Consider the following 24,400-nt stretch of genomic DNA (forward strand, 5'->3'; position numbering starts at 1 on the left):
TTATTTCAGTAAAATATTGAAAAAACCTGCTAGTAAATACTAGCAGGTTTTTTACTTTTAGTGCATGACAGTTTTCGATCAAATTTTTTATTTCATTTTCACACGATATAAAGCACGTTTTAAACAAAAAGCTAACACATTAGCTTTAGTCTATACATCTTTGTTTCAAATAGCCTTAGTTTTTTTATTAGGGTGTTTTTTTGCGGCTTTTTTTAGTCAAATGAACTTTGAGACTATGTCCAGTGATAAAACTTGGATTCTTTTTATACTAACCTCAATAGGTTTGCATATTAAAAACTGGATAAAATATAATGGTAAAACAAGAAAAGTAATGAATGCTAGATTCAATAAAAAGAAATCCCCAAAGTACAATTTGGCTTTGCTTATAGCATTGCCATTTATTTGTATGGTAATGGGCTTTGTCTTTCTTCAAGCTTTGTAAGTAGAACGATTATTTACCTAAGTTAGATTAATATTAGATATACTATAAAAACGTCAATTCTAGCGATTTTTCGTATTAAAATGGAGAAAAATTGTATCGAGAATAGTTTTTAGTAATGAAATACTAGTCATCTTAAGTCTATCAAAAGGCTCACACAAAACTCTTAACAGAATTTCACTCAAACTGATATTAATACATTAAAAAAGCCACTCGATATATATCAAGTGGCTTTTTTGCTATCTAACCAATTAAAAATATAAAACAGTTTAAGGGACTAACTATTCTATTTTGCTATACATAAGTAGTGTGTATTAATATCTTATTTCTTACATTTTAACAAGACAAATATACAGTGTATCTTATTGTTAATTAATAGGTTGTGTAATAAATGGAAGCGAAATTGTAATAATTGGGAAATAAAGTTAGAAAAATAGTTCTTGCGCTAACCTATAGGTATTAGCATGTGCATTTACTATTGTTTTTATATCTGGAGAATAGCCGCCGCCCATACTACACATAACAGGAATATTATAGGACTTGCAGATTTCTAAAACAAATCGATCTCTTGATTTGCAACCTTCTACTGTTAAACTAAGCTTACCCAATTTATCAGAGGCTATAATATCGACACCACTTAAATAATATATAAAATCGGGTTGTTGTTCTTGTATTAATTTTGGTAGTGTTCTATATAAAATAGAAAGGTATTCTTCATCACAAGTATCATTATCTAAAGCAATATCTAAATCACTTTGTTCTTTTTTAAAAGGGTAATTGTGTTTGCCATGCATTGAAAAAGTAAAAACAGAAGTATCTTCTTGAAAAATCTCTGCAGTGCCATTGCCTTGGTGAACATCTAGGTCTACAATTAATATTTTTTCTGCTAATTTTTTGTTTAGAAGATACCTTGCGCCTATGGCTTGATCATTAAGCATACAAAAGGCTTCGCCACGGTTAGTATAAGCATGATGCGTGCCTCCTGCAATATTCATGGCAATACCATTGGCGATAGCAAATTGACTAGCTTTTATAGTGCCATCTGCAATAATAATTTCACGTTCAATTAAAATTTCACTTAACGGAAACCCTATTTTCCTTGCTGCTCTTTTATCTAATGTGATATTAAGTAAATCGTAAAAATAGTCAGGATCATGAACTGCCAAAATAGGAGATTCATTTAGCATGCGTTCTGGTTCAAAAAAATTACTAGAGATACAAGTACCTTCATGAAGGAGTTGCTCAGGAAGTAATTCGTATTTCAACATTGGAAACCGATGACCTTCTGGTAATGGATGTTTATATATTGGATGGTATGCTATTTTAAGCATCTATTTATGCAGTTTCAATTGTATACGTTTTCTTGCCACATCTACTTCTAAAACCTTTACTATAATTTGCTGGTGTAGATGCACATGCTCGTTAACATCTTTAACAAAGCTATCACTTAAATTAGAAACATGAATCAAGCCACTTTCTTTAATACCTACATCTACAAAACAACCAAAATTGGTAATATTATTAACGATTCCTGGTAACAATTGACCAGAATGTAAATCGGTAATTGTTTTTATATTTTGATTAAATGTAAATACTTTTGCTTGTTCCCTTATATCTAATCCAGGTTTTTCTAACTCTTTAATAATATCTTCTAAAGTTGGTAGGCCAACGATTTCTGTGCAGTATTTTTTTAAATCTATTTTTTGAAGAATATTTTTATTTCCTATTAATTCGGAAATAGAGACATTTTCATCTTTTGCCATTTTTTCAACTATTTTATAGCTTTCTGGATGCACTGAAGAATCGTCTAAAGGGTTTTTTGCAGTTTTAATTCTTAAAAAAGCAGCGCCTTGTTCAAAAGCTTTACCTCCAAGGCGAGGTACTTTTTTTATGTCATTTCTGGATTTAAAAACACCATTTTCATTTCTATAATTAAAAATATTCTCTGCTAATTTTGGACCAATTCCAGAAACATAACTTAAAAGAGAAGTACTCGCTGTATTAATATTTACACCTACAGCATTTACACAATTTTCTACCACTACATCCAATTGTTTTTGTAGTTTGTTTTGGTCTACATCGTGTTGGTATTGTCCAACACCAATAGATTTAGCATCAATTTTTACAAGCTCTGCCAATGGATCTTGTAAGCGTCTACCAATAGAGACAGAACCGCGAACTGTAACATCGTAATTGGGGAATTCTTCACGAGCAATTTTTGATGCAGAATAGATACTTGCTCCAGCTTCACTAACAACAAACACTTCGACATTATTTTTAAAGTGCACTTTTTTTACTAGGGCTTCTGTTTCTCTTGAAGCTGTACCATTTCCAATAGCAATGGCTTCAATTTTATAAGCTTCACTTAAAGAGCTTATTTTTTTTATTGCACCAATACTATCACTTTTTGGTGGATGTGGATATATGGTTTCGTTATGTAATAATGTGCCTTGGGCATCTAGGCATACAATTTTACAACCTGTTCTAAATCCTGGATCTATAGCTAAAACACGTTTTTCACCTATTGGAGAACCTAATAACAATTGTTTTAAGTTTTTAGCAAAAACAGCAATAGCAGATTGATCTGCTTTTTCTTTAGCATTTTGTAGTGCTTCGTTACTTAATGATGGAAACAACAACCGTTTATAAGCATCAGAAATGGCTAATTCTATTTGGTCTGCACAAGCATTATTGCTTCTTATAATTTTATTATCAATACGTTCTAAAGCACGAATGTCATCAATCTCAATTTTAACGCGAATAAATCCTTCATTTTCTGCTCTTAGAATAGCTAATAATCTATGCGACGGAATACGTTGTAAACTTTCAGACCAATCGAAATAATCTCTGAATTTTTGAGCCTTTTCATCTTCAGCTTTTGTTTTTACAACTTTGGTAGAAATTTGAGCATGTCGCTCTAATTGATTTCTTAAGTTGTTTCGAATATCTGTACGTTCATTTATCCACTCTGCGATAATATGTCTCGCACCTTGTAAAGCATCATCTGTAGTTGTAATTTCTCCTTTTACATATTTAAAAGCTATTGACTTTACATCGTTAGCATTTTGACTCATTATTATTTTTGCTAATGGCTCTAAACCATTTTTTCTAGCAGTTTCTGCTTTAGTTTTTCTTTTTTTCTTGTATGGTAAATACAAATCTTCAAGAGTTGTTAAGTCTATACAAGATTCTATTTTTTGTTTTAATTCTTCAGTTAAAACGGCTTGCTCTTCTAAAGCTTTTATTATGGTGGTTTTTCGTTTTTCTAAAGCTTCATATTGTTCCTTAAATTTTACAATATCCCCAATTTGAACTTCATCTAAATTCCCAGTACGTTCTTTTCTATAACGAGAAATAAAAGGTACGGTACAATCTTCGTTTAATAAATCTATTGTATTTTTTACAGAAGATTCTTTTAATTGTGTATGTGATATAATGTATTTTAAAAGCATAAAAAAAGACCTTATTTATTAATAATAAGGTCTTGTAATATATTTAACTCTCGTTAATTTTTCGAATAAAAATTTAAAAAATATTTAATTTCCTCCAGATTGTGTTTTCGCATCATTTATCATTTTGTCATTTGGAAGAATAGCTACGTTTACTCTTCTGTTTTTTGCTCTTCCAGAAGCAGAAGTATTATCATGTATTGGTTGAGATTCTCCAAACCAATTAGTTGTAAAACGACCACTACTTAATCCTTTTCCTGTTAGATAGTTTGTTACTGCATATGCTCTGTTTTTTGAGAGCTTCATATTGTTTTCATTACTACCAACACTATCAGTGTGCCCAACAACTAAAATGTTAGTGTCAGGATATTCTCTAAAAATACCTGTTAATTTATTTAAAGTTTCTTGAGAGGCAGCATTAATATTATATTTAGCAGTATCAAAGTATACACCACTATTCTCATCGAAAGTAATAACAATGCCATCATCCACACGTTCTACTACAGCACCAGGAATTTCTTCTTCTATTTTTTGAGCTTGTTTGTCCATTTTTGCTCCAATAAGTACTCCGGCTCCACCACCAACAACGCCTCCAATAACAGCGCCTAATTCTCCATTGCCTCCTTTTCCAACGTTATTGCCTATTATAGCACCTAAAATAGCACCTCCAGTCGCACCAATTACAGCCCCTTTTTGTTTGTTATTAGCATTCTTTACTGCATTACAGCTGGATATATTTATAATTAGAAGTAATGAAAATAAAGTAATTATAGGTTTATTTATTATAGATTTCATAGTTATTATAATTTTGAAAAGTTCATATTAATTGTAAAAGGTTTACCTTCTAAAGAAACTGTTTGTTGCCATTGCATATTTGTTTCAGATAAAGTAGATAACTTTAATCTAAAACCTTGATTAGTTTCACTTTTGCCCTTAGCATTTGTTGGTTTTAAAAGAAAACTATAAAGCCCTGTAGTTTCATCTACTTCTTTAATAGTAAAAATGAAGTTTCTTTCACCATTAGAGCAATTGTCATTAACAATATTATATGTTCCAGTATTATTATTTGGAATAAATTGCCATGTGCTTTGTTCAAAGCATTCCTTTGTCGTGTCGTTTAATAAAGTAACATTATAAGTTCCTGCTTCACTATAATTTATAGAATTCATAACCCATTGTCCCTTAATTGTTTTTTTTGAAAGACGTACAGTCTTTGATGCACCACAATTAAAAAGCGTGATAGCAAATATGAAAAGCATTAGTTTTTTCATGTTTATTTTTTTGAATTAATTTATTAAGTCTAATATAGTTTCTTAGAAAATGATCAATTTATAATTTAATGATATATACGAGCTTAATAGATAATCGGACTTAATTATTGGCTTAAAGACATGTTTTGTTGGAGAAGGATTACACATATTTTGATTGTTGTATAATTAATAATTTTACTTCTCGTTATTATTATACCTGCTTTTATAACAAAATATATAATTGATATGAGAAAAATACTGTTTATTGTTTCTGTTGTAGTTGTGTGTAATAAATCTTATTCTCAAGAGAAAAAAAAGCTTCTATCTAAAGAAATAGTATTTAAATTTTACCCAAACCCAGTTAAAGAAGATTTATTTATTTTGGGAACACATAAGCTTAAAACGATAGAAATTATTGATGAATTTGGCAAGCGAGTAGAAATACATACTTTTAATAAAAGTATTATTAAAATGAATGTTTCTAATATTAAAAAAGGTGTTTATTTATTGAAAGCGATCGATATAAATGATAAACAAGAGATTAAAAAACTAATTATTAATTAGTAAACAAGCAGCTTTTTATTATTTTAAAACGATAAATAAGATTTTGAATGCCTAAAAATTACTATTTTAAAACATCTAGGCGCTTTTTAACAAAGTGCATTTTAATACTTCTTATAGCTGTTTTAAATTCATCTTGTACTGTGTTACAATGGCGTTCTTCGGATGCTGAAATAAAAAATTATTTCAATAAAAAAGAAATTCCAAATCAACTTTCTTATCATACTGTAGATAGTTTAGATATTAAAATTAGAGTGCTAGAAGTTAAAGCCTCTAAAAAGAATGTAAATCTGGTATTTTTTCATGGTTCTCCAAGTTCTTTATCTGCATGGAATGGCTATTTAAATGACACTTCTTTTATTAAAGAAGCTAATCTATATGCTATAGATAGACCTGGATACGGCTATTCTAATTTTGGAGATGAAATGGCTTCTATTAAAAAACAAGCTCGTATTATGAGCAGTTTAATTAATGAGTATAAACTGGAAAATGTTATTGTAGTTGGATCTTCTTATGGTGGTCCATTAGCAGCTAGATTGGCAGTTGTTAATAAAAATGTAAAAGGTGTGGTTATGATATCGCCTGCTATAGATCCAAAGCAAGAAAAGAAAATTTGGGGATCAAGATTAACGCAATGGTGGATTACGCGTTGGTTGGTACCAACAGGGTATCGTGTTGCTGGCGATGAAAAAACAGTGCATGCTAAAGAATTACAATTAATAGAAAACGATTGGAAACAGGTAAACGTTCCTGTTTTACATATTCATGGAGATGTTGACGATATTGTACCTTATGGCAATATAAATTATACTAAAAAACAGTTTAATAATATTGAAATAGTTACAATACCAAATACGGGACATGAAATTGCTTGGGCTAGACCAGAATTGATTAAGCCACGTTTAAAAAATCTAATAGATTACATAACAAAAAAGTATGAGATTAAACCTCAATAATACAGTTCTACTAAGTTGTGTTTTTATATATGTTTATTAGATTTGATAGGAGAAATAAAGTTTATGCATAAAATTTATCCGTTTCATTCTAAGCTACAAAATCATTTATGGATTGCTTTTGGCCTCATATTTTGGGTCTTTTTATTTTTATACTTTTCTGAGCCTTTTGATATAAATAAGTTCTCTGAAAAAGAGAAAATATTTTTATTACCAATTTATGGTTTAATACAAGGTGTTTGTTATAGTATTCCTTTAGTGTATCAATCTATTATTTATAGAAAAAGAAAACAATGGCTGTTTATAAATGAGTTAGCTTTTTTAATATTATTAGTTGGCATTGGTGCCTTTATTAATTTTTTATTTTATAACGTTGTTATTGTTAATAATGATCCTGAGACGTATTCTTTTTTTCAATATTTTAAATGGATTTATTTACCAGCAGTTACTATTATATTACCTTTTGTTATTATTAGTAGAATAATTCTAGGAAAATTATATAATAAAAAAAATGTAAGTAATAAGATAACAATTAAAGGAAAAGGGAAAAACGATTTTATAACTTTAAAATTTGAATCATTATTATTTATTCAATCGTCAGATAATTATATAGAAGTTAATTTTATTCAAAATAATGTAGTTCATAAAAAATTAATGAGAGGAACAATTTCTGAAGTTCAAAAGTCTTTTCCTGAATTATTAAAAACACATCGTTCATTTTTAATAAATAAGTTACATTTTATTCAGTTTAAAACAGAAAATAAAAAACTGTTTTTAGATTTAGGCTTTGGAAATGTTATTCCAGTTTCTAGAAATTTACAAATGGCTATAAAAAATAAGTTACAACCAACCACAAACAAGTAACATTTCGCCACAATACCAGTTTTTATTGTGCCTTAAGAATTTTTAGTCTAATACATTTGAAGCATTAAAAACTAAAAATGTATTTTAAAAATGTTAAAAAAGTCAGTATTATTTCTCTTTATTATAACTATTTCTTTGTTTGTTTTATCCTTTCAATCTTGTCATATTGGACGCATGATTAAATATTATAAAGCAGATATTGATGATCATAAAATTTTCCCATATACAGAAGTTAATACAGGAGAAGAAACATTTTATTTTAAAGATGGAACAAATTCTAAATACGCTAAACGGATAGATACGTTAACAGTAATAAAAAAAGATAAACGTATACGAATAAAAGAAGTATTAGATAAACAAACAGAAACTACTGCGTATCTCATTATAAAAAATGATAGTATTATTTCAGAAAACTATTTTGAAGGTTATAAAAGAGATTCTATTTCTAACATATTCTCGGTATCAAAATCTGTAACCTCATTACTATTAGGAATTGCTATAGATGAAGGCAGAATAGAAAATGTTAACGATCCTATCACTAAATATATACCAGAATTATCTGAAGCCAATAAAATGTTTAATAAGCTAACACTAGAACACTTATTAAATATGCGTTCAGGTTTAAAATTTGAGGAAACTTATAGTAGTCCTTTTGATGAAGTTAGCAAACTGTATTATGGTACAAATCAAATTCAACAAATTAAAAAAATGAAATTTGAACATAATCCAGGTACTGTACATAATTATCAAAGTGTTTGTACAACATTACTAGGGATAGCTATAGAGCGTGTTACTAAAAAAGAATTAGGGAAATATCTTGAAGAAAAAATATGGAAACCTTTACAAATGGAAAACCCAGCAACTTGGAGTATAGATGACGAAACAAGACGAAATACTAAAGCTTTCTGTTGCTTAAATACAACAGCTATAGATTTAGCAAAAATTGCGAGATTATATTTAAATAAAGGTAAATTTAATGGTAAGCAAATAGTGTCTAAAAATTGGGTAGAGAAATCTGTAATAGGAAATAAAGAAAATGATTGTTATCAATACCAATGGTATAGTAATAATTGTTCAGAAGATTTTTATGCTTTAGGAATACTTGGTCAAATTATTTTTGTCTCTCCAAAAGAAAATATTATTATAATACGTTTAGGCAAATCTGGAAGTAATATGTATTTAGAACCTGTAGTAAAAATGTTAATTGAATAAAAAAAGGCCCAAATAGTTGTTATTTGGGCCTTTTTATAATTTATTTATATCTTTTTAACTTATATGTAATCCATTAGAAACATTCGCATCATCGGGATTTACAAATACTAATTTGCCTTCAGGTGTTTCTGTCATTAAAATCATCCCTTGGCTTTCAACGCCACGTAATGCTCTTGGTGCTAAATTAACTAATACAGTTACTTTTTTACCTACTACCTCTTCAGCTGTAAAGCTTTCGGCAATACCAGATACAATTGTTCTTACATCAATACCGGTATCCACTTTAAGGACTAAAAGTTTTTTAGCTTTAGGCATTTTTTCTGCTTCTAAAATGGTACCAACACGAATATCAAGTTTTGTAAAATCGTCGAAAGTAATTGTGTCTTTTTGAGGTTCTACTGCTTTATTTGCTGCTTCATTAGCTTTTTTACTAGCTTCTAATTTATCTAATTGTGCTTGTATTTCTTTATCTTCAATTTTAGAAAACAATAATTCTCCTTTTGCAATTTGATGGCTTGCAGGTATTAAAATGTCTTTAGTTGAAATATCTGCCCAAGTGTTCTCGAGACTATTCTCCTGAGTCGAATCACTCGAACTGACGTTAAGTATATTTTTTAGTTTTGAAGATGTAAACGGTAAAAAAGGTTCACATAGCGTAGCCAAGGCACTTGCTATTTGTAATGCAACATACATAATAGTCTGTGTACGTGCTTCATCTGTTTTTACTAGTTTCCATGGTTCTTCATCTGCTAGATACTTATTCCCTAGTCTAGCTAAATTCATTAATTCTTGAGAAGCTTCTCTAAAACGGTAACGTTCTAACGAGCTTTCTATAACTTTTGGATATGCTTTTACTGCAGCTAATGTCTCTTCATCTACTTTAGAAAACTCACTTGGAGTAGGTATTATACCATTATAGTATTTATTTGTTAAAACAACCACTCTATTAATAAAGTTTCCAAAAATAGCTACTAACTCATTATTGTTTCTCGCTTGAAAATCTTTCCAAGTAAAATCATTATCTTTTGTTTCTGGTGCATTTGCTGTTAATGCATAACGCAATACATCTTGTTTGTCTGGGAAATCCTGTAAATATTCTGGTAACCAAACTGCCCAATTTTTAGATGTAGATAACTTATTCCCTTCTAAGTTTAAAAACTCATTAGCAGGAACATTATTTGGTAAGATATATGAACCTTCAGCTTTTAACATTGCAGGAAAAATAATACAATGGAAAACAATATTATCCTTACCTATAAAATGAAGTAACTTGGTGTTTTCATCTTTCCAATATGGTTTCCAATCTTTACCTTCTCTTGCTGCCCATTCTTTAGTAGCAGAGATATATCCAATTGGAGCATCAAACCATACATACAATACTTTGCCTTCACCACCAGGAACAGGAACAGGAATTCCCCAATCTAGATCTCTTGTAACTGCTCTTGGGCGTAAACCATCATCAATCCAAGATTTTACTTGTCCGTATACATTAGGTTTCCAGTCTTTTTTATGACCTTCAAGAATCCATTCTTTTAAAAATTGTTCATGTTTATTTAATGGCAAAAACCAATGTTTTGTTTCTTTTAAAGATGGTACATTTCCTGTAATTGCAGATTTTGGATTAATTAAATCTGTTGCATTATGGCTAGTACCACATTTTTCACATTGATCGCCATAACTTTCTTCATTGCCACATTTAGGGCAAGTACCAATAACAAAACGATCTGCTAAAAACTGATTAGCTTCTGCATCATACAATTGTTCTGAAACTTCTTCTACAAATTCGTTTTTATCATATAATGTTTTAAAAAACTCTGATGCTGTATCATGATGAATTTTATCAGACGTACGCGAATAATTATCAAAAGAAATTCCGAAATCTTCAAAAGACTGTTTAATTATAGCATGGTATTTATCAACAATATCTTGAGGTGTTACACCTTCTTTTTTTGCCTTAATAGTAATTGGAACGCCATGTTCATCACTTCCACAAATAAAAGCAACATCATTTCCAGTTAATCTTTTATAACGTGCATAAATATCTGCAGGCACATAAACACCAGCTAAATGCCCAATATGTATTGGGCCATTAGTATATGGTAATGCTGCAGTAATTGTATATCTTTTTGACATCTTTTGTTCTTTTGAAGCCGTAAAATTAAGGATTTTAGCTGAAGTTATTGTAAAGAAAAAGCCTTTAGATAACTAAAGGCTTTTAAAAAATAAAAGAAGTGCTTTTTATCTTAGAATTATAGACTTACTATAATTTTGATTTCCTATAGAAATGCGATAAATATATTGTCCGTTACTTAGTCTAGTTTGCGCTTCTTTTTTTACATCTAAACTATATTCGCCAGGGAATAGTAATTCATTTTTAAGGGTAGTAACTTCTTTGCCTAAAATATCATAAAGTTTAATATCTATATGTTGAGTATTATGGTTTTTGAATTTAATAATGGTATTGTTGTTATCCATAAGTACATAATGAGAAAAACCTTCTGCAGTATCAAAATTGTCTACACTTAGAGCACTACAAGCAAAACCTATATCTAAGGTGTTATAATTTTGCCCTAGTAAGGCTTGATTAACAACTGTCGGGCTAATACATAACCATTCTTGCATAACGGTAGCATAAACTTCTCTAAAATCTACATTATAAATTAAATTTCCATTATCATCTAGAGTTGTTAAGCTGGGATGATTGCCTATAAAGCCGTTACCTTGAAGTCCTGGTCCAAACATAAGTAATGGAGCTGCTGCACCATGATCTGTACCATTAGAACCATTTTCATCTGGACGTCTTCCAAATTCGCTAATAGTCATAGCTAATACATCTTGATCATGACCTGTAACTGCTAAATCATCAAAAAATAATTTAACTGAATTAGATAAATTCATTAATATTTCTTGTTGCCTCACAGTTTGGTTTGCGTGCGTATCGAAACCTCCAAGTGTAACCATATAAACCTTTGTGCCTAAGTTTCCTTTAATCATTCTAGCAACATTAGCTAATTGCTTACCTAGTCGTTGAGGTAAATAATTAACATCATTTGAAGAACTTATGTAAGCATTATGAATGGTTTCTGCATAAGTAAATGTTGTATTTGTAGTCCCACGTATAAATCCTAGTTGCTCGCCATATGTACAAGTAGGAAGACTACTCATATCGTGTAATGTCCCATTTTGTGCAATGGTTTCTAATTGATTAGGATTTGCAACAGAAAACGCATAATTATTATCATTACCATCAAAAATTAAATTACCTATACTACCTATTTGAATAGCGGCAGGAATAGTTGGAGGATTAACAATATAATCTGGGTAAAGGCCTTCAAAATAACGGCCAAACCAACCAGTAGCGATTGTGTTTTCGGCATCTGTAGATGCCCAAATATCAGATCCTCTAAAATGCGATAGACTAGCATTTTCATAACCAACACCATGCACAACTTTCATAGCTCCATTACCCCAAAGCGTTTGCAGCTCTGTCATATAATTTGGCATTGCAACATTAGAAGACAAATTATATAAATCATTTAAATTATGTTTTATTGTAGGTCTTAGCATTTCATATTCTCCATATTGATCTAAAGGAACAATAGTATTTAATCCATCATTTCCTCCTTTAAGTCTTATTAATACTAAAACACGATCACTTTCACTTTGACTTAGTGCAGCTGCTAATGGTGATGGTTTAGATGCTGTTATTGGTGTTCCTCCAAGCATCATTGTTCCGCCTCCAACTAATCCTAAAGCTTGTAAAAAAGAACGTCTATTCCATTTTTTATGTTCTTGCACATGAATTTCTGCTTTTGTTTGTGGTTTTTTATGAGTATCGCACATAGTCTTTGTTATTTAATTTGAAATTCTGGTATTTGAATAATGTGAAGTAACAAGAGTACTACTTGATACGGTGCTTCTTGCCAATATAAGGACCAAATATTGTCTTCATAATAGCCATCAGAGATATTATATTTAAAAATATCTGTAGCAATATCATAATCTGTTAGGGTATGTAATTCTTTTGGAACAAACCTATCTATAATCGCTTTTGTAATAATATATGGGTCACTAATATCTCCAGCAGTTTCTAGAGCAAATGTTCTAAGCGCTTCTGGATCTTCGTTCCAAGTTTGCCAAATCATATATTGCATGATTTCCCATCTTCCGGTTAACGTACTTGAATTAATCCAATCATGATTACCTTGCCAACCAGCAACATCTACTGGATTAAATAAATTTTGTCCAGCAACACCAGATAAATACATCAGGCTACTTTTAAACTCATCTGTTATTGAAAAGCCAGTAATTTTTAAATAATTAATAGTTAAATCATAAGGACTTTTAATTTGAGTGCCTAAACTTAAAGTATTAAAGAAATGTTCACTTTTAAATAAAGTTCTAAGCACATTTGAAATATTAAAATCCACTACAAAGACACTAGCCATTTGAGAAACAATAGTGTCATTTACATTAGGACTAACAAAGTATTTATATAGTTTTTTACATATAAAATTTGCAATTAAAGGTGCTTTTTCTTGGAATAGAATATTGATAACATCGTCATAGCCCCAATTTCCTGTTTGCCCAAAAATAGTCTTATTGGTATTATTAAATGTATTAGTATTAAAATCTATAGGAGCACAGTAGCCATTCCATCCATTATAACCAGTAAGCGCTTTAGCTGTTTCTACGATATCTGTTTGCGTATAACCATTGTTAACACCTAAAGTAAAAAGTTCATATAATTCTCTAGCATAGTTTTCATTAGGACTATTAGCAGTGTTATCAAGACCGTTTAAATAAACTAGCATGGCTCCAGTAGTACCTATAGCCCTAGTAAAATCTTCAAAATTACCTAAAGCATACGTTTGTAATGTTTTATAATATTCAAAAAGTTGACTGGAACAATAGTATTCTGATAATTCAGTTACATAATGATTACTCCAAAACAGAGTTAATCTCGCAAAAAGCCCATCGTTTAAAAAACGATTAAAGGCATCTAACCTAATTTCATCATGATTATTTTGTATTTGCTCATCTGGATCTAAACCTGCGTCTTCATAATCTTGATATGACATATTTGCCCAAGAAGGATCGGGAGTAGGTTGCATTGCTAATGCATTGTCAATAATGGCATCAATAACGGTTTCTGGAGTTTGTGTTAAAGCAGCGTCAATTTCTGTTTTAGATGCTCCAAAATGTAATCTTCGGTATAAATGATTTGCCTTTTCAGCATTCCATGGATTAGCTGCACTAGGTACATAGACTGAAAGGCTACTCGTATTGCAAGAAGTCGAAGTTTGCATAGGCTATTAGTATTTTAGGCGCAATTTAATTGCGTTGGTTTTAGAGAAAACAAGTTATTTGATAACTTAATTATCTGCTATTTTAGTATAAGCAGATAAAATAGATACGTAAATTATTTACATTTAGGACTTTGAAACTATCAAAAAGTTTATTTTTTTGAAATGAATATGACTATTTAACAGTTTAATAAATTGATGTATTTTTACAATATGATTAATAAAGCGCTTATTTTATGCTTGTTTTGTATTGTATTCTTCTTTGGAAATTATAATGTTTCAGGACAACCATCACTATCACAAAAAAATAATATCGAATTGATACAACCTCAATATTTAAAAACTGGCGATACAATTGCTATTGTTGCGCCTTCAGGGATTTTAAAAAATAGAAATGATGAAGTCGCAAGAGCAAAGAAATTATTAGAAAGCTGGGGATTAAATGTCTTGATAGGAAAACATGTGTTTAGTAAAGACAATCATTTTGCAGGTACAGATGCTGAGCGTTGTGAAGACTTTCAAAATGCGTTAGACAGCCCTAATATTAAGGCTATTTGGAGCGCACGTGGTGGCTATGGTACAGTTAGAATTTTAGATAAATTAGATTATAGTAAATTTCTTGAAAACCCTAAATGGATAATTGGCTATAGTGATATTACAGCTTTACATAATCAAATTCATACTAAAGGCGTAGAGAGTATTCATGCTTTAATGTGCGTAAGTTTAACAAAAGATCTAAATGAAATTAAAGAAAGTATAGAAACTTTTAAATCAACCATTTTTGGAAAACCATTACAGTACAATTTAAAAGGCTCTAAGTATAATAAAGTTGGTAATGCTAAAGGGCAATTAATAGGAGGAAATTTAACAATGCTACATACCATGTTAGGCTCTAAGACTAGTTTAGATGTAGACAATAAAATTTTATTTATAGAAGAAATAGGAGAGTATAAATATCATATTGATCGTATGTTGCAAAGTATGAAACGTGCAGGTTATTTTAATAATTGTAAAGGTGTTATTGTGGGAGATATGAGTAAGTTGAGAAAGAATACAACACTATGGGGTACAAGCGTTGAGCAGCTTATTTTGGATGCTTTATCTGAATATGATTTTCCTATAGTATTTAATATGCCTGCTGGTCATGAAAAAGATAATCGAGCAATGATTTTAGGGCGAACAATAGAATTAAAAGTTAGTAAAGAAAAAAGTACTATTGTTTTTGAAGAATAATTAAAATGGCGCATCATAATGAGCTTGGGAAAAAAGGAGAGCAACTCGCTACCGATTTTTTATTAAAAAAAGGCTACGACATTATTGAACGTAATTATCGTTTTGATAAAGCCGAAGTTGATATTATTGCCCAAATTGAAGAGACTTTAGCTATTGTAGAAGTAAAAACAAGATCGACAATCGATTTTGGAAACCCTCAAGATTTTGTAAAGCCAAAACAAATACAGCGTCTTGTAAAAGCAGTAGATGAATATGTTACTGTAAATGGTTTAGATGTTGAAGTGCGTTTTGATATTATTGCTATCGTAAAAGATGGTAAAAACTTTACAATAGAGCATTTAGAAGATGCGTTTTATCATTTTTAATGACTAGTTAGAATTAAAGACTAGAAAAAAACAACTGGTTTTTTTAAGTAAAGATTAAGCTTGGAAAATGCATATGTTTAAGTTTATGAAAAAAGAAAAAATACTATTTAAGTTGCAAAATTATTTTTTTTGTTTCTTTTTGTTAATTATTAATTATAGTTTTTGTCAAAGAGATATAGATAATGATGAGATTCGTATTGCTGTTGATAAAGCCAAAACACTTGCAAATAATGGTAACGTAATTGCTGCTGAACAAGCATTTAAATTAGCGCTGTTGGAAGTAGAATCACAAAGCCTAAATTATTTAAAAAGTAAAATTTTAATTGAATGGGGTATTGTATTATCAAACTCATTTGAATATAAAAATGCACATGATAAATTTTCAAAAGCTTATAGCGATGCATTAGAATTTAATGATAGTCTTCAACAGGCTAAAATAGAAATCCATCTAGGTAACGTAAATTATAGTCTAGGCAATAAAACTGAAAGTTCCAAATTTCATAACCTTTCCAAATCTAAAATACTTAAGATAAAGGACAGTTCTAACGTTGCGGCGTATTTATGGTCAAGTATTGGCACTATAAATTTCATGAGAGGTCAAGATTCAGCTAAATATTATTTAAAAAAAGCTATTGTAATAGCAGAAAAATATACAGATAATAAGCTTATTTCTAATAGCTATATGAATCTAGCTAGTGTATATGCATTTATTGAAAAAGAAATGGATTCAGCTTCTTATTTTTATGAAAAAGCTATTAAGTATGCTCATAAAACTGGACTTAAAAGATTTATTAATGATACCGAAATTAGGTATTATTCTGCTAAAATATCAAGTCAAAATGATTTAGAATCATTAAAAAAAATAAAAGAGATTGGAGCTGTTTTTAAAGAAGAAAAAGACTGGGAAAACTATAAAGTTTCTCAATATATATTAAGTGAATATTATAAAAATAAAAACGATTTTAAAAAAGCCTTGACTTATCATGAAGGTTACGTAAATGCAATAGATAGCCTTAACTTAATAGCTAATCGTAATTCAAATATAAAATATAAAGAAGGACTTAATTTTATAGAGCAAAAAAAACAACTTGAAATCATTGAAAAGCAAAAAGAAATAGAAACTAAGAACTCTCGTTTTACTCAATTACTTATTATAGGTTGTTCTTTAGCTATTATATGTGTTTTATTATTACTTTATATAAGAAAGAAGAACGCATTAGTAAAAACTTTAAATGAGAAAGTAAGTTTCCAAAATAAAACAATACTACTCAAAGCAGATGTTGAATTAAAAAATAAAGAGCTTTTAACTAATAATATAAAACTAACAGAAAATAACACAGCATTAGAACATGCCGTTACTGCATTAAAAAAAATACAATTAGGAGCTTCTTCAGTAAAATCTAAAACAGCAATAAACGATTTAATTTCTGAACTTAAACTTAGACAAAGTACTAATTTATGGACAGAATTTGAATATAGATTTAATGCTATTAATCCAAATTTCTATAGCAAACTATTAAAAGATTTTCCAGATCTTACTGCTAATGATAAACGCATTGCAGCGTTTATAAAACTCAATCTTTCTACTAAAGATATCGCTACGATTACTAAGCAATCAATAAATTCTATAGATGTTGCAAAAACAAGGCTTAGAAAAAAATTAAACTGCACTCAAGACAAACAAGATTTCTTTAATTTCATAAATAATTATTGATCTGAAAATAAGGTAATTACGGTATTTTGTAAGTTTTTGTAAGGCGTTATAAAGTATTTGAAAGATAGTATTTAAGTGTATAATATTTTAATTACTCTTTTTTTGCTTGAAAAATTAATTGAAATTATTATGAAAAGAATTACAAAACAAATACTAGTATGCAGTATTTTATTATTTACAAATTTGGCTTTATCACAAACTATTTTTTTTGAAGAAGATTTTGAAACCACTGTAAGTCCATTACCTACATTTACTTTATCAACTTCTTTTGGAGATGGTTCAGTTTCAGGAGCAACAACAATTGTTGAAGGAGCTCCTGGATGTGGAGATTTAGGCAGAGGTATTGTTACAGATTTTAATAGTACTAACGTTGATTTTAAAATTAGTCAAAATTCAAGTAAATTTATGGCTATTAACCCAGAAATTTGTGGAGGTTATTATAATAAAGGTGCTATAACAACAACAGCAATAAATACTTCTTCTGCAACATCTCCTGTGAAATTACGCTTAAAGTATTATAAGACTTCTACATTAGGGTGGTCAGCAGGAAATCATTTAGCTATTATAGTAAGTGATGGAACAACTAGTAGTGAGTTTAGTAGTGAATTTAATGTTAGCGATAATTGGACAGAGATAACACTAGATCTTCCAACTTTTTCAAACCCTTCAAATGTTTCTCTTGAAGTACGTTTTTTTGGAGGAGAAGGTATAGGAGTTGATGATATACAAGTTGGTTATGATTTTGCTTTATCTACTGATTCTTTTGCTTTATCAAATACAGGTATTTATCCAAACCCAGTAAAAAATAATCTTAATTGGAAAACGGATAATAATGCAAAAATAAAAACGGTAACAATACATGCTATAACAGGAGCAATTGTAAAAAAAATAGATATAAATGAAGGAGTTACTCAAGTTAACGTTGAGGACTTAACGGCAGGTTTATATCTTATAAATTTTAAAACGGATAATCATACTATTAATAAAAAATTTATAAAACAATAGTGCTTTATAATATTTAATATTCTAGCTTATACATTGAGCGTACAATTTTAAATTGTAGTGTTTGTGGATAAAAAATAACTGCTTTAGAATACAAAAAAAGCGAAGTAAAATTTACTTCGCTTTTTATTTTGTGTTAATTAAAATATTAAGATTTAGGTAAAACACCGTCTTTATTAATTATTTCTGATTCAAAATTTAATGTATTCCATGCAGTCCCTTTAAGGCCTTTTAAAACAAATTTTCCATTAACAAAGTCAATACTAAATTGAAAACTTGCAAGTTTAGGGTCTTGGTTTTGTGATTTAGAATCTGCAGAAACGGTTCCATATTGATCAACTGTTTTAACTGAATTTAAATCAAATTCTAAATTTGTCCATGCACAACCTCTAATACATCTAAGAGTCATATTTTGTGCATCTTTTTTAATACTAATAACAAAATCTTTTTCTTTAGATTTTGATTGAGCAGAAGTAAGTGTTGTCGTTAGCAGAGCTATTGCCAAACAAAGAACACTTAAAAATGATTTTGAAATATTTTTCATAATATTTGGGTTTTTATAATTAGTTTTCTTTTTTATGTTCTAATAAACCATCAAAATACGGTTTAAATTCTGGAAAATCATAAGGTTTAGCTAATATGGTCTTGTTTTTATCTAAAACAAAGTAGCTTGGTGTTGCTTTAGCATTGTATCTATTCCCAATTTCGTTTTCCCATTTGCCTTCACCATATACGTGATAAAAATCTGGGTAATCATACGTCATGTTTTTCCAACGGTATTTATCATTGTCTAACGCTACTGCAACAACTTGTAATTTCCCTTTTTCTAAACTAGCAGCATATTCTTTTAATATAGGTAATTCATCTAAACAATGTGAGCAGGTAGAATTCCAAAATATAACTAAGTAGTTTTCTGCATTATCTAATTCGCTTAATTTTGTCTTTTTTATTTTGTCCTTTTTGTCTTTTATTTCAATATCAAAATCTGGAGCTATTTTTCCAATAGAAGACATTTCAAAATACGTTAAATTATCTATTAACTCTTTGTCATTCTCTGCTTTAGCAATAGGAAGTAAATATTTAGAGGCTAAATAATTAGCTGAAACTTCATTTTTTTCGCCTTCAAATTTATTCCATAAAATTTCTAATATAGTCTTTTTAACCTTAGGGTTATTTCCCATGGCTTTAATAAGCATATCTAGATTATCTTGATAAGACTGATTTGGATTGTTCCTATCAACAAAATTGAAGACGTAACTAATAGAGTTATTAATTAAAAAATTTGAATTTTGAAGCTGCTCGTTTCCAAAATCTATATTCTTAAAATAATTGTCTTTTATGTTCTTTGAAAATGTTAATACATCTTCATATTCTGATGGAATGTATGGTTTGCAGGCTTTTATAAAATGATTAGCAATCATGCCTTTTGAAGCAGATTCAAATTCATTTTGCGTTTTAGTTAAAACTTCAAATATTTTAGAAAATCCTTTTTTGTCTGTATCACCAGAACCGTAATAGTTACGTATACTTTTATTCACTAAAGCAATACTTCTATTATAAGATTTATAGATTTTATTTTCGTTAGATTTTTGAAAACTTAGTCCTTTTTCTAAATCAAAGGAAAGTTCAACATCTTCTTTTCCGTTAACTAATAAATCGAAATTATATTCATTTTGAGGCTGAGCATATACAATACGATAGGTTCCAGGAACAGCTGTAGAGTCTAATTTTATTTCAAATTTCCCGTTTTCATCAACATCTGCATTACCAACAAAAAGAGAAGTTTCTGCTGTAACGCGATATAAGAAAGCAAATTTAAATTGATCTGCAGGAGAAAAAGTACCTTTTACGCTATGTTGAGCAAATAACATAGCTGGTAAAATAGCGAATACAAAAAGTAATTTTTTAGTCATTATAATGGTTTTTTATTCAACTAAGACAAAAACTAAGCCAAAATTGGTTCCAGTGCTTTTAAGGCTTGTTTTACTGTTTTAATACGCTCAAAGGTAAGTAATAATCGTAAACCATTTCTAGTTTGCTTTTCTTTCATCTTACCTGCAGCTGGATTTTTTTGTACATACTGTAATAGTTTTGTGAAATTTGGACTTTGGTAAAAGCTACTTTGTTGATCATTAATAAAGTAGCCTATTAGTTTGCCTTGTTTCATAATAACCTTTTCAAGTCCTAATTTAGTGGCAATCCATTTTAAACGCACGCTATTTAAAAGGTCTACAACTTGCGTTGGTAATTCTCCAAAACGATCAATAAGTTCAGCTTCAAAAGTCTTTAATTCTTCTTCTGTTTTAAAATTATTAAGCTGCGTATATAGGTTTAATCTTTCGGCAATATTATTTACATAATCGTCTGGGAATAATAATTCAAAATCGGTATCAATAGTTATGTCTTTTACGTATTCTTTATTTTCAATATCTTCATCGTATAAGTCCTTAAATTCAGATTCTTTAAGTTCTTCAATAGCTTCATTTAATATTTTCTGGTAAGTATCAAAGCCAATTTCATTTATAAAACCACTTTGTTCGCCACCTAATAAATCTCCCGCGCCACGAATTTCTAAATCTTTCATTGCAATATTAAAGCCGCTACCTAGTGCAGTAAATTGTTCTAATGCTTGAATACGTTTTCTAGCATCATTTGTCATTGCAGAATATTCTGGAGTAATAAAATAACAGAACGCTTTTTTATTACTTCTACCTACTCGACCACGCATTTGGTGTAAATCACTTAAACCAAAATTATTCGCGTTATTAATAAAAATAGTATTTGCGTTTGGTACATCTAGCCCACTTTCAATAATGGTAGTACTTACTAAAACGTCAAAAGCACCATCCATAAAAGATAGCATTAATTCTTCTAGTTTTTTACCATCCATTTGGCCGTGACCAATACCAATTTTTGCATCTGGGACCAAGCGCTGAATCATACCAGCTACTTCTTTGATATTCTCAATACGATTATGGATAAAGAATACTTGACCTCCACGTTGTATTTCATAACTTACAGCATCTCTAATGCCTTCTTCGTTAAAACGAATAACATTACTCTCAATAGGATAGCGATTTGGCGGTGGCGTTGTAATAACCGATAAATCTCTGGCAGCCATAAGACTAAACTGCAAGGTTCTTGGAATAGGTGTTGCCGTTAATGTTAATACATCAACATTATCTTTTAATGTTTTTAATTTTTCTTTTACAGCAACTCCAAATTTTTGTTCTTCATCTACAATGAGTAGTCCTAAATCTTTAAATTTTACATTTTTATTTACTAATTGATGTGTACCAATAATAATATCTACATGACCCTTTTCAAGTCTTTCTAAAGTCTCACGTTTTTGTTTGGCTGTTCGAAAACGGTTAACATAATCCACAGTAACAGGGAATTCCTTTAAACGCTCACTAAATGTTTTATGATGTTGAAATGCTAAAATAGTTGTTGGCACTAAAATAGCAACTTGCTTACCATTATCTACAGCTTTAAAAGCAGCACGAACAGCAACTTCGGTTTTACCAAAACCTACATCTCCACAAATAAGGCGATCCATAGGTCTTTCACTCTCCATATCTGCTTTTATATCTGCAGTAGCAGTAATTTGATCTGGTGTGTCTTCGTATATAAAAGAGGCTTCTAATTCATGTTGTAAATAGCTGTCTGGGTTATATTGGTAGCCTTTTTCTAGTTTACGCTTAGCGTATAGTTTTATTAAATTGAAAGCAATGTGCTTAACACGAGCTTTGGTTTTTTGTTTTAATGTTTTCCATGCCTTACTACCAAGTTTATATACTTTTGGAGGTTTACCATCTTTACCATTAAATTTTGTGATTTTATGTAAAGAATGGATACTTAAATAAAGTACATCTCGTTCTCCATAAACTAATTTTATGGCTTCTTGTTTTTTGCCCTCTACATCAATTTTTTGAAGTCCTCCAAATTTCCCAATACCATGGTCTATGTGTGTTACATAGTCTCCAATATCTAGATTGGTTAATTCTTTTAAAGTAATAGCTTGCTTTTTTGCATAGCCATTTTTTAAGTGAAACTTATGGTAGCGTTCAAAAATTTGATGATCTGTATAACATACTATTTTGTGGTCATGATCTATAAACCCTTGAAATAAGGAGATAATAATAGTCTCGTAATGTACGTCTTGCTCTACATCATTAAAAATATCATGAAAACGTTTAGCTTGTTGTTCACTTATACAAGCAATATAGTTTTTATAACCGTTATTATGATTACTATTTAAATTGTCTATTAATAAATCAAATTGCTTATTAAATGAAGGTTGAGGTGTTGTATTATATACAATGTTTTCTTTAGTACTTAGCCAAGAATCACTACCAAATTCTACAACATTAAAGTCTAACAATTGCTTTTTTAATATTGTTGAATTACAAAACAATTCTGTTGGCTCTGCGTGTTTTAAATCTGACGATAACTCTTTAAAAGCATCTTCCGCTTTAATGAAAAAACTATCAATTCTTGAAAATAATAAATCTATATTTTTAGTATAAATTACTGTTTTTTGCGCGATGTATTTTAAGAAACTGGCACGAGACTCTTCTAAGAATTTATTTTCAACATTTGGTATAATACCTATTTTTTTGATTTGCTCGTTAGAGAGTTGCGTTTCTACATCGAATGTTCTAATACTATCTACTTCATCTCCAAAAAATTCAATACGATAAGGTTCATCATGAGAAAAAGAAAATACATCAACAATACCACCGCGAACGGAAAATTCTCCTGGTTCTGTAACAAAATCTACACGTTTAAATTTGTACTCGAATAACACTTCGTTTACAAAATCTATATTTAAATCGTCACCTACATTAATTTTTAATGTATTACGTTCTAGCTCTTTTCGCGTTACTACTTTTTCAAATAAAGCATCTGGATAAGTAACTATAAGTGCAGGTTTTTTTTGTGAGTTAATGCGATTTAATACTTCGGCTCGAAGTAATATGTTAGCATTATCTGTTTCTTCTATTTGGTATGGTCTGCGGTAACTTCCAGGATAGAATAATACATCTTTTGTATTTAATAATTGTTCAAAATCATTAAGGTAAAAAGCAGCTTCTTCTTTATCGTTAAAAATTAATAAAAAGGGCTTTTGTGCATTTTTAAAACTTTCACTTACAACAAATGATAATGCAGACCCAACAAGACCTTTTAAATGTGATTTTGCATTGTCTTGAGTTTTGTTAAAAGCTTGTGTTTGGGTAATAGAATCCTGAAGTTTTTGCAGTTGCAAAGACTTTAAATAAGTTTGCGAGATTAGTGTTTTGCTCACGTATTTTGTATTGGATAGCAAATATAAGTTATAGAATTATGAATTGGTAATTCTTGATTTAGAATTCTTGATTTCTAAATTAAATTCCAGTTTAAGAAATAGCGATAGTAATAGTTATTAGAGATTGAAGTATTGTTATAATTATTTATAGCACTGAATGTAGAAGAGGAAGTGTTATACTTCTTTAAAAAAGAAGCAGAATGAAAGCCCAAAAAAAGCCCTTTTTAATTTTAAAAGATTTTAAGTTTAACTATCTTTGCGGCACTTAAAAAATTAAAAGATATATGTCATTTTCAGATTTATTTGATAGCGGATTTAAAAAGCGTAATGAAGACCATTTTGCAGCCATAGTTAGAGTGGCAATGGATGATGGAATTATTACCGATGATGAGAAAGCGTTTTTAGACCGTTTGGCGCGTAATTTAGAGATTAGTGAGGCTAATTATGCTGAGATTTTAAAAAATTATCAGTCGCATCCAATTAATCCTCCAACATCTTACGATAGACGTTTAGAGCGTTTATTCGATTTATCTCGTATGGTTTATGTAGATCATATTAAAGGTGATCACGAAGAGGTTTTATTAAGAAAAATAGCTGTTGGTTTAGGTTTTAATCCTGAAAATGCAAAGTATGTTGTAGATAAAGCATTAACTTTAGTTAGTAACGGTGTTGATTTAGATACTTTTATTGAAGAAGTTAAACAAATGAATAGATAGTATATTTATACTATAAAAAAAAGCAAGC

Annotated in this window: 20 protein-coding genes; 10 read left to right on the top strand and 10 right to left on the bottom strand. The window is 29.6% G+C overall.

Annotated elements, in window-relative coordinates:
• The first annotated feature begins 64 nt into the window (after positions 1-64).
• Positions 65-442: a hypothetical protein gene (locus Q0997_RS03745; RefSeq protein ID WP_299884693.1), complete on the top strand. Its 378-nt coding sequence runs from the start codon at positions 65-67 to the stop codon at positions 440-442.
• A gap of 422 nt (positions 443-864) precedes the next feature.
• Here the strand turns inward: Q0997_RS03745 and Q0997_RS03750 are convergent, their stop codons facing one another.
• From Q0997_RS03750 to Q0997_RS03765, 4 genes are all read right to left on the bottom strand, one after another.
• Positions 865-1,770: a histone deacetylase gene (locus Q0997_RS03750; protein WP_299884695.1), complete on the bottom strand. Its 906-nt coding sequence runs from the start codon at positions 1,768-1,770 to the stop codon at positions 865-867.
• Complete coding sequence (locus tag Q0997_RS03755) at positions 1,771-3,891, bottom strand: Tex family protein (RefSeq protein WP_299884698.1); 2,121 nt, start codon at positions 3,889-3,891, stop codon at positions 1,771-1,773.
• Between the two features lie 84 nt (positions 3,892-3,975).
• Positions 3,976-4,683, bottom strand: a complete 708-nt coding sequence (locus tag Q0997_RS03760) for an OmpA family protein (protein ID WP_299884701.1) — start codon at positions 4,681-4,683, stop codon at positions 3,976-3,978.
• A gap of 5 nt (positions 4,684-4,688) precedes the next feature.
• Positions 4,689-5,159, bottom strand: a complete 471-nt coding sequence (locus Q0997_RS03765; RefSeq protein ID WP_299884704.1) for a lipocalin family protein — start codon at positions 5,157-5,159, stop codon at positions 4,689-4,691.
• A gap of 225 nt (positions 5,160-5,384) precedes the next feature.
• Between Q0997_RS03765 and Q0997_RS03770 the strand changes: the two genes are divergently transcribed.
• From Q0997_RS03770 to Q0997_RS03785, 4 genes are all read left to right on the top strand, one after another.
• Positions 5,385-5,702 carry a T9SS type A sorting domain-containing protein gene (locus Q0997_RS03770; RefSeq protein ID WP_299884707.1) on the top strand — a complete coding sequence of 106 codons (318 nt, stop codon included), beginning with the start codon at positions 5,385-5,387 and terminating at the stop codon, positions 5,700-5,702.
• A 47-nt stretch (positions 5,703-5,749) separates the two neighbouring features.
• Complete coding sequence (locus tag Q0997_RS03775) at positions 5,750-6,655, top strand: alpha/beta hydrolase (protein ID WP_299884710.1); 906 nt, start codon at positions 5,750-5,752, stop codon at positions 6,653-6,655.
• 63 nt (positions 6,656-6,718) lie between these two features.
• Positions 6,719-7,516 carry a LytTR family transcriptional regulator DNA-binding domain-containing protein gene (locus tag Q0997_RS03780; RefSeq protein ID WP_299884713.1) on the top strand — a complete coding sequence of 266 codons (798 nt, stop codon included), beginning with the start codon at positions 6,719-6,721 and terminating at the stop codon, positions 7,514-7,516.
• Positions 7,517-7,606: 90 nt separating this feature from the next.
• A complete protein-coding gene (locus Q0997_RS03785; protein WP_299884715.1) occupies positions 7,607-8,728 on the top strand; it encodes a serine hydrolase in 1,122 nt (373 codons plus the stop codon).
• A gap of 54 nt (positions 8,729-8,782) precedes the next feature.
• On the opposite strand, the gene metG is transcribed toward Q0997_RS03785, so the two are convergent.
• The 3 genes from metG to Q0997_RS03800 form a co-directional block, all read right to left on the bottom strand.
• Positions 8,783-10,894 (bottom strand): methionine--tRNA ligase, encoded by a 2,112-nt coding sequence (gene metG, locus Q0997_RS03790; RefSeq protein WP_299885510.1) that lies wholly within the window; start codon positions 10,892-10,894, stop codon positions 8,783-8,785.
• 72 nt (positions 10,895-10,966) lie between these two features.
• The gene (locus tag Q0997_RS03795) at positions 10,967-12,571 is read right to left on the bottom strand and encodes a DUF1501 domain-containing protein (RefSeq protein ID WP_299884718.1); all 1,605 of its coding nucleotides are present in this window, start codon (positions 12,569-12,571) and stop codon (positions 10,967-10,969) included.
• A gap of 8 nt (positions 12,572-12,579) precedes the next feature.
• Positions 12,580-14,037, bottom strand: coding sequence for a DUF1800 domain-containing protein (locus tag Q0997_RS03800; RefSeq protein WP_299884721.1), 1,458 nt, complete (start codon positions 14,035-14,037; stop codon positions 12,580-12,582).
• A gap of 210 nt (positions 14,038-14,247) precedes the next feature.
• On the opposite strand from Q0997_RS03800, the gene Q0997_RS03805 reads away from it, so the two are divergent.
• From Q0997_RS03805 to Q0997_RS03820, 4 genes are all read left to right on the top strand, one after another.
• Positions 14,248-15,267, top strand: coding sequence for an LD-carboxypeptidase (locus tag Q0997_RS03805; RefSeq protein ID WP_299884723.1), 1,020 nt, complete (start codon positions 14,248-14,250; stop codon positions 15,265-15,267).
• A gap of 5 nt (positions 15,268-15,272) precedes the next feature.
• Positions 15,273-15,632, top strand: a complete 360-nt coding sequence (locus tag Q0997_RS03810) for a YraN family protein (protein WP_299884726.1) — start codon at positions 15,273-15,275, stop codon at positions 15,630-15,632.
• Between the two features lie 85 nt (positions 15,633-15,717).
• Positions 15,718-17,346 (top strand): hypothetical protein, encoded by a 1,629-nt coding sequence (locus Q0997_RS03815; RefSeq protein ID WP_299884736.1) that lies wholly within the window; start codon positions 15,718-15,720, stop codon positions 17,344-17,346.
• A gap of 129 nt (positions 17,347-17,475) precedes the next feature.
• Positions 17,476-18,351: a T9SS type A sorting domain-containing protein gene (locus tag Q0997_RS03820; RefSeq protein WP_299884738.1), complete on the top strand. Its 876-nt coding sequence runs from the start codon at positions 17,476-17,478 to the stop codon at positions 18,349-18,351.
• 145 nt (positions 18,352-18,496) lie between these two features.
• Here the strand turns inward: Q0997_RS03820 and Q0997_RS03825 are convergent, their stop codons facing one another.
• From Q0997_RS03825 to mfd, 3 genes are read right to left on the bottom strand one after another with little or no spacing between them, the layout of a single operon-like run.
• Positions 18,497-18,892, bottom strand: coding sequence for a hypothetical protein (locus tag Q0997_RS03825; protein WP_299884741.1), 396 nt, complete (start codon positions 18,890-18,892; stop codon positions 18,497-18,499).
• Positions 18,893-18,911: 19 nt separating this feature from the next.
• Positions 18,912-20,261 carry a TlpA disulfide reductase family protein gene (locus Q0997_RS03830; RefSeq protein WP_299884744.1) on the bottom strand — a complete coding sequence of 450 codons (1,350 nt, stop codon included), beginning with the start codon at positions 20,259-20,261 and terminating at the stop codon, positions 18,912-18,914.
• Between the two features lie 32 nt (positions 20,262-20,293).
• The gene (mfd, locus tag Q0997_RS03835) at positions 20,294-23,656 is read right to left on the bottom strand and encodes a transcription-repair coupling factor (RefSeq protein WP_299884747.1); all 3,363 of its coding nucleotides are present in this window, start codon (positions 23,654-23,656) and stop codon (positions 20,294-20,296) included.
• A gap of 284 nt (positions 23,657-23,940) precedes the next feature.
• Between mfd and Q0997_RS03840 the strand changes: the two genes are divergently transcribed.
• On the top strand, positions 23,941-24,372 hold the full coding sequence (locus Q0997_RS03840) for a TerB family tellurite resistance protein (protein ID WP_299884750.1): 432 nt from the start codon (positions 23,941-23,943) through the stop codon (positions 24,370-24,372).
• Positions 24,373-24,400 lie beyond the last annotated feature (28 nt).

Source organism: uncultured Lacinutrix sp. (assembly GCF_947500325.1).
In the GTDB taxonomy this organism is placed as follows: Bacteria; Bacteroidota; Bacteroidia; order Flavobacteriales; family Flavobacteriaceae; genus Lacinutrix.